Raw genomic sequence first — 7,830 nt, 5'->3', positions numbered from 1 at the left:
GGGCCAAGCAGGGCAAAGGGCAATATGGAGCGGCAAGACGAAATCTATCGGCAGATCGGCGCGCAGGCCCGCCGACCCTGTCTGCGCCCAGGCGGGCAGCAGACCCTGCAGTCCCAGCAGGCCGCCGCCCGCGGCGGCGCCCCGGAGGAGCATTCGGCGATCGAGGCTTGAGGTCGACATCGGCGAGTATTTCCCTTGTCGGCTGTTCAGCCGTTCGTTCAGATACGCATAGCGGCGGCGCAGGCCCTTGCGTCAGGTCGCCACAGCCATCGAGATCGTCCTTGTGCACCTTCCCATCGTGGCAAGGTCAAGGGCCTTGCCACGGCGCGGGTTGAGAAGGGTATCCCGGGGCTGACGCCCATCGTATCCAGTCCATCCAGTCATCGTCGCATCCGGAGCCACAATGTCCCGCACGCCTCTCGCCCTCGCCCTGTCGATCGCCGTCCTTTCGGCGGCCCCCGCCCTGGCCCAGGACCACGCTCACCGCCATGACCACGCCGCCGGTTCGGTGGCGGCGGAGGCGGCGGACGCGGCCACGGTCGTCGACGCCTTCCACGCCGCGCTCAAAACCGGAGACACGGCCGCGGCGCTGACCTTGCTGGCGCCGGAAGTCATGATCTTCGAAGAGGGCGGCGCGGAGCGGTCACGGGACGAATACGCATCCCACCACCTGGGTTCCGACGCCGCCTTCGCCGCTGCATCTGAAGCGACGATGGCGCGCCGATCGGGCTGGGCCGACGGAGATGTCGCCTGGATCACCAGCGAAGGTCGCACGACCGGCCAGTTCAACGGCCGCGCCGTGGATCGACTGACCACCGAGACCATGGTGCTGAAGCGGCACGCCGACGGTTGGCGCATTCACCACATCCACTGGTCGTCGCGCGCGCCCCGCCCGGCGAGCTAGAGCGGTCTTCATGACGACGGCGGGGCCAGCGTGCCCATGACCGCGACGACGGCGAGCAGCAGGGCTCCGGCCAGGATTTCCGCGCCGATGTTGCGCCGAAGTCGCTGAAGCGCCGTCCGGGGATTGCCACCGCCTGCCAAGGCCGAACCCAGCATGGGCGTGAGGCGCAGGCGATTTCCGGCCGCAATGGCGAGCATCAGGGCGAGCAGCCCGAGTTTGGCGATCAGAAGCCGGCCGTAGAGGCTGGCTCCCAGGTCGCCGACGCGGGCCGGTCCGACCAGGAACCAGCTGTTTACGAGGCCGGTCAGCACCAGCAGGACGACGGCGAACGTCCCGAGGCTGGCGAAGCCCTGAAGCGAGCGGTGGATCGCGAAATCGTCCGGCGCGGTCCGGCGCCACAGCAGGATCGACAGGGCCGCCAGGGCCCCGAGCCATAGAGCGGCGGCGACGGCGTGGAGGATGTCCGCGACGAGATGGAGACCCCCGCCGGTTCCTTCGGTCGCCGCGCCGTGACCGGTCCAGGCGAAGCTGGCGGCGACGACGAGTCCGACCACCGTCGTCACGGCCCAAAGCCCCCGCCCCGGCTTCAGGGCGAGGGCGGCGACAAGGCCGAAAAGGGCGATCACGGCCCGGACGACCATGGCCAGACCCAGGGCCGTGCCGGTGACCACGAAGGACAGGGAAGCGGGCTTGACGGCCTCGCTCAGCGATCCCGCCATGACGGCTGTCTGGGCGACGAGGCCGGCGAGCGATCCCAGCGCCACGACGACCGCCGCGACGACCAGGGTGGGACGAACCCAGGCCAGGTCGGGGCGGTCGGTCCCCCTGAAGCTGTAGAGCAGAAACACCGGCGCGCCGAGAAGGACGACCGCGCCGCTGTATTGAAGCCACCGGAGCGCGATAACCGCGACTTCAGCCACGCGTCAGCGCACCGAGAAGGTGTAGGAACCGGTCATGCGGTGGCCGTCGGTCGAGGCTATGCGCCAGTCGACGCGGTAGGCGCCGGCCGCCAATGGACGGGTCAGGGCGCCCGTCACGGTCTTGCCGTCCTCGGAGACCGAAGTCCGGACCGCCAGTTTCTCGCCCGCGGCGTTGACGACATCGAAGCCGGAAAAGGCGGGAACCGTTCGGTCGCTGAAGACCAGGCTGATCGACCGCGTGGCGACCGCGATCGAATTGGGCGCCGGGGTCGCGCTGACCAGCCGGACATGGGCCGCCGCCGGACCGGCGAACGCCACGGCCGCCGCGAGGGCGATCAGGGGCGCGGGATTGATGTGACGCATACTCAGTCTCCAGACATCCGGCCGATCCCGGCCTCTGCTAATCTACGCGCGGCGCAGACGTTCCCTCATAGTGGACGTTCGCGGCCAATCCAGGGACCGGCCGCGAACCCCTCACGCTATGCCGTAGCCGGCCTGCTCGATGGCGGCCCTGATCCGCCCCTCGTCGGCCTCGCCCGCCACCCGCAGCGTCCCGGTGGCGATCTCGATCTCCATCCGGGCCTTCGGCGCGACCCTGGCCACGGCCGCCCTCACCGTCGCGGCGCAGCCGCCGCAGGTCATTCGTTCAACCTTCAACTCGATCATCGTCGTCTCCTTTTGTTGATCGACGATGAAGCAGGTGGGGTTTCCCAGCGTGGCAAGGTCAAGGCCGGAAAACGGATCTGGCCACGCTCCGCGACGAAACCGCGTCGCTCCCGGACATGGGTTTGAGAAAACCGCTTGACCTTCCCATGGCTGGAACCTTCATCAAGGACGGGACTTCGATTTGGGAGACCCTCCGATGACCGCTGCAACCCTGAGAATTCTCGACATTCCCGTCCTCGGCATGACCTGCGCCAGCTGCGTCGGGCGGGTCGAGAAAGCCATTCGCGCCACGCCCGGCGTCAAGAGCGCCACCGTCAACCTCGCCGCCGAACGGGCCCGGGTGGAGATGGACGATACGGGTTCGCCCGGCGCCGTGGCCGGGGCGATCCGCTCCGCCGGCTATGAGCCGATCGAACACACCGTCGAACTGAAGATCGGCGGCATGACCTGCGCGAGCTGCGTCGGCCGGGTGGAGCGTGCGCTGAAGGGCGCGCCCGGCGTGCTGGACGCCAGCGTCAACCTGGCGACCGAACGCGCCACCATCCGGGTGCTGGAAGGCGTCGCCGATGTGCGCGCCCTGATCGAAGCCGTGGCCAGGGCCGGTTACACGGCCGAAGCCGCGTCCGCGCCGGACGCGACCAGCGAGGATCGCGAGCAGGCCTCGCGGGCGGCGGAAATCCGCAGCCTCGGCCGGGCGGTCGCCATCGCCGGGGCCGCGACCCTGCCGCTGTTCGTCATCGAGATGGCGATGCATTTCGTTCCCGGCGCGCACGACTGGCTGATGAGCGCGATCGGCATGACGCCGTGGCGGATCATCAGCTTCCTGCTGGCGACCTTCGTGCTCTTCGTTCCGGGCCTTCGCTTCTACCGGAAAGGCGTGCCGAACCTGATCCGGCTGACGCCGGACATGAACTCCCTGGTGGTGCTGGGCGCCACCGCCGCCTGGGCCTTCTCCACCGTCGCCACCTTCGTCCCGCAGTGGCTGCCGGCGGGGACCGCGAACGTCTATTTCGAGGCGGCGGCGGTGATCGTCGCCCTGATCCTGGTCGGCCGCTGGTTCGAAGCCCGCGCCAAGGGCCAGACCAGCCAGGCCATACGGCGTCTGATGTCGCTTCAGGCCAGGACCGCCCGCGTCGAGCGGGACGGGTCGGAGATCGAACTGGCGATCGACCAGGTCACGCCCGGCGACGTGATCGTGGTGCGGCCGGGCGAGCGGGTCCCGGTCGACGGCTCCGTCCTGTCCGGCGCCTCGTTCGTGGACGAGTCCATGCTGACAGGCGAGCCGATCCCGGTCGAGAAGGCCGAAGGCGACCCGGTCGTCGGCGGCACGATCAACACCACCGGCGCCTTCCGCTTCCGCGCCGAAAAGGTGGGCTCGGAGACCGTGCTGGCCCAGATCGTGCGCATGGTCGAGGCGGCCCAGGGGGCCAAGCTTCCGATCCAGGCCCTGGTCGACAGGGTGACGGGCTGGTTCGTGCCGGTGGTCATCGCCGTCGCCGTCCTGACGTTCGGCGTCTGGTTGGCGTTCGGCCCCCAGCCGGCTCTGGGTTTCGCCTTGGTCAATGCGGTCGCCGTACTGATCATCGCCTGCCCCTGCGCCATGGGCCTCGCGACGCCGACCTCGATCATGGTCGGCACCGGCCGCGCCGCCGAGCTGGGCATCCTGTTCCGCAAGGGCGAGGCGCTCCAGGCGCTCCAGGGCGTCGAGGTCGTCGCCTTCGACAAGACCGGCACCCTGACCGAGGGCCGGCCCGAACTGACGGACCTCACCGTGGCGGAAGGCTTCACCGAAAACGAGGTGCTGGGCCTCGTCGCCGCTCTCGAGACCCGCTCCGAACACCCGATCGCCCGCGCCATCCTGCAGGCGGCCGGGACGCGGGGCCTGAGCGTGCCGGAACCCGAAACCTTCTCCTCGCGGCCCGGCTATGGCGCTGAAGGCCGGGTGGCCGGTCGCCCGGTCCAGGTCGGCGCCGACCGCCTGATGCGGGATCTCGGCCATGACCTGTCCGCCTTCGCCGATCAGGCCGAGCGGATGGGAGAAGAAGGCAAGAGCCCCCTCTATGCGGCCATCGACGGCCGCCTGGCCGCCATCATCGCGGTCGCCGACCCGATCAAGTCGACCACGCCCGCCGCCATCGCCGCGATCCACGCCCTCGGGCTCAAGGTCGCGATGATCACCGGCGACAACCGCCGGACCGCCGAGGCCGTCGCCCGTCGTCTGGGCATCGACGAGGTGCACGCCGAAATCCTGCCGGACGGGAAGGTCGAGGCGGTGCGGGCCCTTCAGACCGGCGGCCGGCGCGTCGCCTTCGTCGGCGACGGCGTCAACGACGCCCCGGCCCTGGCGGCGGCCGATGTCGGCCTCGCGGTCGGCGGCGGCACGGATGTCGCCATCGAAAGCGCTGACGTGGTCCTGACCGGGGGCGACCTGCGCGGCGCGGTGAACGCCATCGCCCTGTCGCGGGCCACGATGCTGAACATTCGCCAGAATCTGGTCTGGGCGTTCGGCTACAACGTCGTGCTGATCCCGGTCGCGGCCGGCCTGCTGTTCCCCGTGTTCGGCTGGCTGCTGTCGCCCATGCTGGCCGCCGGCGCCATGGCCCTGTCCAGCATCAGCGTTCTGAGCAATGCGTTGCGCCTGCGTGGCTTCAAGACCCGTTTCGAAGGAGTTCAGTCATGAACATCGGTCAGGCCTCCAGAGCCACCGGCGTGTCGACCAAGATGATCCGCTACTACGAGTCCGTCGGCCTGATCCGGCCGGCGGACCGGACGGACAGCAATTATCGGGACTTCGCGGAACGCGATGTGCGGGAGCTGCAGTTCATCCGCCGCGCCCGGGACCTCGGGTTCTCTGTGGGGGAGATCAGCCACCTGCTGTCGCTCTGGCGCGACCGCGACCGCCCGAGCCGGGAGGTCAAGGCGATCGCCGAGAAGCACGTCACAGACCTCGACGCCCGCATCGCCGAGATGCAGGCGATGGCCGACACGCTCCGAACCCTGGCCCACTGCTGCGCCGGCGACGACCGGCCGGAGTGTCCGATCCTGACTGATCTGGGCGAGACGGGGCTTCAGGGGGTCGGTCGTTCTGTCAGGAAAGGCGTGCGACCCGTGCGAGGACCAGCCTAGCTCCCGTCAACAATGCCGGGCGCCATTCGGCGTCGCGCCATGCCCTTTGTGCCGGGGCCCTTCACTGCCATTGGCAGGCAGGCCTCCCTGAGGCCGTTCAGGTGGTCACGTCGCTTGCGTCGGCCTTCGAGGCAAGCTGAGCGATCTTCTGGATCAACGCCATGGCGCTGATCGGCTTGGTCAGGAACCCGTCGGCTCCGGCTTCGAGGGCCTGGGCCTGGAAATGAGGAAGCGCGTTGGCGGTCAGCATGCAGATCGGCACGTGCGGCAGGCCGGCTTCCCCTTCCCTGCCCCGTATGCGCCTGACCGCCTCGAGGCCGTCCATGACGGGCATCTGCATGTCCATCAGAACGAGGTCGAACGATCCGGCCGCCGCCTCGGCGACCGCGAGTTCTCCGTTCTCCACCGAGCAGACTTCGATGCCCACCGGCTCGAGGATCAACTCCACCACGCGCCGGTTCACCGGATGATCCTCGGCCAGCAGGACGCGAAGCGGCTGCCCGGTCCACTCGGGAATTTCGACGGCTTCGACCGGCTCGAGCGTGGCCGGCGCCAGCGTGACCTCGAAGGAGAAGGTGGAGCCCCGGCCGGCGACCGACCGGGCTTCGATCGTCCCGCCCATGAGCTCGACCAGCCTCCGGCAGATCGACAGGCCCAGGCCGGTGCCGCCAAAGCGGCGCGTGATCGAACTGTCCGATTGCTCGAACGGTTGGAAGAGCCGTGTTCCGACCTCGTCGTCAAAACCGATGCCCGTGTCATGCACTGAAAACCGCACCCGGCACGGGCTGACGCTGCAATCGGTCTCCACGGCCAGGGTTACGCCGCCGGTCTCCGTGAATTTCACCGCGTTGCTGAGCAGATTGTTGAGAATCTGCCGTAGCCGCATGCAGTCGCCGGACAGAGTCAGCGCCGCGGAATCCGGCAGGTCCAGATTGAAGGACAACCCCTTGCTCTCCGCGCTCGCGGCGAAGAGCGCCGCGACACTTCTGACCATGACGCCGAGATCGAAGGGCTCATTCTGGATATCCAGGCGCCCCGCCTCGATGCGAGCCAGGTCAAGAATGTCCGTCAGCAGGGCCTCAAGGGCCCGCGCCGAGGTCGCGATAAGATCCACCATCTCCTTCTGACGAGAATCGGAGGCGGAGGTCGCCAGGGCTTCGGCCACCCCGAGAATGCCGTTGAGGGGCGTCCGGAGTTCGTGACTCATATTGGCCAGGAAGATGGACTTCGCCCGGTTGGCCTGCTCGGCCCGCTCCCGGGCTTCGACGAGGGAGACCTCGGTTTCGTATCGCTCGGTGAGATCCCGCACGATGGTGGTGAAGAGGGTCTCACCACCCGCCACAATTCGGGCGAGGGAGGCCTCGATCGGGATTTCGACCCCGTCCTTCCGCAGACCGCGGATGGGCCTGCGCTGGGCCATCTGCAGGCTGTCGGACGGTCCGGCGGCGAACCGGGCGACGTGCCGTCCGTGATCGCCACGGAAACGCTCGGGCATCAGCCGTTCGATCGGCCCTCCGACGATCTCGTGGGCGGCGTAGCCGAACACGGCCTCGGCCCCCGCGCTGAAGATGACAACCCGTCCCTCTTCGTTCGCCACGACGATGGCCTCGGGCGAGATGCGGAACATGCCCGAAAGCATGTCCCGATTGCGCGTGGCGGAACGCTCGACGGCCCGCGAACGGGTGACATCCTGGACAATGCCCCGCATGCGCAGCGGAACGCCCGCCCGATCACGCTCGACCTCGCCATACTCGTGGACGAAGCGAATTTCGCCGTCCGGCCGCACGATCCGATGGTCGAGCGCATAGTCCGCCCCCTCCTCGACGGCCAGCCTGACAGCCTCCTCGACCTGCGCCCTGTCGTCCGGGTGGACGCGCTCAAGAAAGGCGGAATAGCTGGCCCCGAAGGCATCGATCGGCAGGCCGAACAGGCTGAATATCTCGTCGGACCAGAGCAACTCGCCCGAGGGGATAGTCCATTCCCAACTGCCCATCTGCGCGAGGGCCTGCGCCCTCTTCAGTCGCCAGAGGAGTTCTTCCGGTCCAGCGGCAAGAGTGGAACCACCGCCTGCAGACACGGGCGGGATCGCGCGAGGGAACGGCGTCTCAGAATCAGATCCATCCACTTTGATGCCCGCGCGCGATTGTCCCACCCTCCCGGGTGAAGCGATTTGCGGGCGCTGAAAACAGGCGGTCAGCGCAGGAATTCAGGCCC

Annotated in this window: 7 protein-coding genes; 3 read left to right on the top strand and 4 right to left on the bottom strand. The window is 68.6% G+C overall.

What is annotated here, in order from left to right; translation table 11 throughout:
- Nucleotides 1–403: 403 nt before the first annotated feature.
- Nucleotides 404–904, top strand: coding sequence for a nuclear transport factor 2 family protein (locus tag RDU12_RS07745; RefSeq protein WP_300289650.1), 501 nt, complete (start codon nt 404–406; stop codon nt 902–904).
- 8 nt (nt 905–912) lie between these two features.
- Here RDU12_RS07745 and copD read toward each other — a convergent pair whose 3' ends face one another.
- The 3 genes from copD to RDU12_RS07730 all read right to left on the bottom strand — a co-directional run bounded on the left by copD (nt 913) and on the right by RDU12_RS07730 (nt 2,490).
- Entirely contained in the window at nt 913–1,824 is a 912-nt protein-coding gene (gene copD, locus RDU12_RS07740; protein ID WP_300289649.1) for a copper homeostasis membrane protein CopD, read from the bottom strand.
- Between the two features lie 3 nt (nt 1,825–1,827).
- Nucleotides 1,828–2,187 (bottom strand): copper homeostasis periplasmic binding protein CopC, encoded by a 360-nt coding sequence (copC, locus tag RDU12_RS07735; RefSeq protein WP_300289648.1) that lies wholly within the window; start codon nt 2,185–2,187, stop codon nt 1,828–1,830.
- Nucleotides 2,188–2,298: 111 nt separating this feature from the next.
- Nucleotides 2,299–2,490 (bottom strand): heavy-metal-associated domain-containing protein, encoded by a 192-nt coding sequence (locus RDU12_RS07730; protein ID WP_300289647.1) that lies wholly within the window; start codon nt 2,488–2,490, stop codon nt 2,299–2,301.
- Nucleotides 2,491–2,686: 196 nt separating this feature from the next.
- Here RDU12_RS07730 and RDU12_RS07725 point away from each other — a divergent pair, with 196 nt between their 5' ends.
- Complete coding sequence (locus RDU12_RS07725) at nt 2,687–5,170, top strand: heavy metal translocating P-type ATPase (RefSeq protein WP_300289646.1); 2,484 nt, start codon at nt 2,687–2,689, stop codon at nt 5,168–5,170.
- Nucleotides 5,167–5,616 carry a Cu(I)-responsive transcriptional regulator gene (cueR, locus tag RDU12_RS07720; RefSeq protein ID WP_300289645.1) on the top strand — a complete coding sequence of 150 codons (450 nt, stop codon included), beginning with the start codon at nt 5,167–5,169 and terminating at the stop codon, nt 5,614–5,616. Before RDU12_RS07725 ends, cueR begins: the two co-directional genes overlap by 4 nt.
- A gap of 97 nt (nt 5,617–5,713) precedes the next feature.
- Here cueR and RDU12_RS07715 read toward each other — a convergent pair whose 3' ends face one another.
- A complete protein-coding gene (locus tag RDU12_RS07715) occupies nt 5,714–7,768 on the bottom strand; it encodes a PAS domain-containing hybrid sensor histidine kinase/response regulator (protein ID WP_300289643.1) in 2,055 nt (684 codons plus the stop codon).
- Nucleotides 7,769–7,830 lie beyond the last annotated feature (62 nt).

Source organism: Brevundimonas sp. (assembly GCF_031082345.1).
GTDB lineage: Bacteria > Pseudomonadota > Alphaproteobacteria > Caulobacterales > Caulobacteraceae > Brevundimonas.
Note: the sequence above shows the minus strand (reverse complement) of the source record. Positions and strands in the feature narration are given on the sequence as shown.

Excerpts from the sequence above, each read along its gene's own strand:
- RDU12_RS07745 (WP_300289650.1), top strand. The coding sequence starts at position 404 with ATGTCCCGCACGCCTCTCGCCCTCGCCCTGTCGATCGCCGTCCTTTCG.
- copC (WP_300289648.1), bottom strand. The coding sequence starts at position 2,187 with ATGCGTCACATCAATCCCGCGCCCCTGATCGCCCTCGCGGCGGCCGTG.
- RDU12_RS07730 (WP_300289647.1), bottom strand. The coding sequence starts at position 2,490 with ATGATCGAGTTGAAGGTTGAACGAATGACCTGCGGCGGCTGCGCCGCG.
- RDU12_RS07725 (WP_300289646.1), top strand. The coding sequence starts at position 2,687 with ATGACCGCTGCAACCCTGAGAATTCTCGACATTCCCGTCCTCGGCATG.
- cueR (WP_300289645.1), top strand. The coding sequence starts at position 5,167 with ATGAACATCGGTCAGGCCTCCAGAGCCACCGGCGTGTCGACCAAGATG.